Here is a 387-nt window from a genome sequence, read left to right as displayed (position 1 = left end):
GACAATTCCGGCATGACGCCCACAACGGCCACAGCTCCCGCCGCTTCGACCCCGCAGACCTCCCCGGCCACGCCCACACTCGATGACCGCATCACCCGCGCCCTCGTCGGCGCGGCCGTGGGGGACGCCCTCGGCGGCCCGGTCGAGGGCTGGACCCCCGAGCAGATCGCCGAACGCCACGGCGGCCGGGTGACCGGGATCGTCGGCCCCTGGCACGGCGAGAACTGGCGCACCGCCCGCCCCATCGCCCCGTACCACAAGGGCGACGGGCATGTCACCGACGACACCCTGATGACCCACGCCCTGGTCCGGGTCTACGGCCGGGTCCGCGACCACCTCGACGCGTACGCCGTCGCCGACCACCTCGTGCCGGACCTCCTCTCCCCC

1 protein-coding gene is annotated in these 387 nt (G+C 74.4%); it reads left to right on the top strand.

What is annotated here, in order from left to right; all coding sequences use genetic code 11:
• Positions 1–12 precede the first annotated feature (12 nt).
• The coding region (locus RM779_RS33470) for an ADP-ribosylglycohydrolase family protein (protein WP_311621560.1) at positions 13–387 on the top strand (375 nt) is incomplete at its 3' end.

Origin of the sequence: Streptomyces johnsoniae, from assembly GCF_031845565.1 — a bacterium.
GTDB classification, from domain to species: domain Bacteria; phylum Actinomycetota; class Actinomycetes; order Streptomycetales; family Streptomycetaceae; genus Streptomyces; species Streptomyces johnsoniae.
Note: the sequence above shows the minus strand (reverse complement) of the source record. Positions and strands in the feature narration are given on the sequence as shown.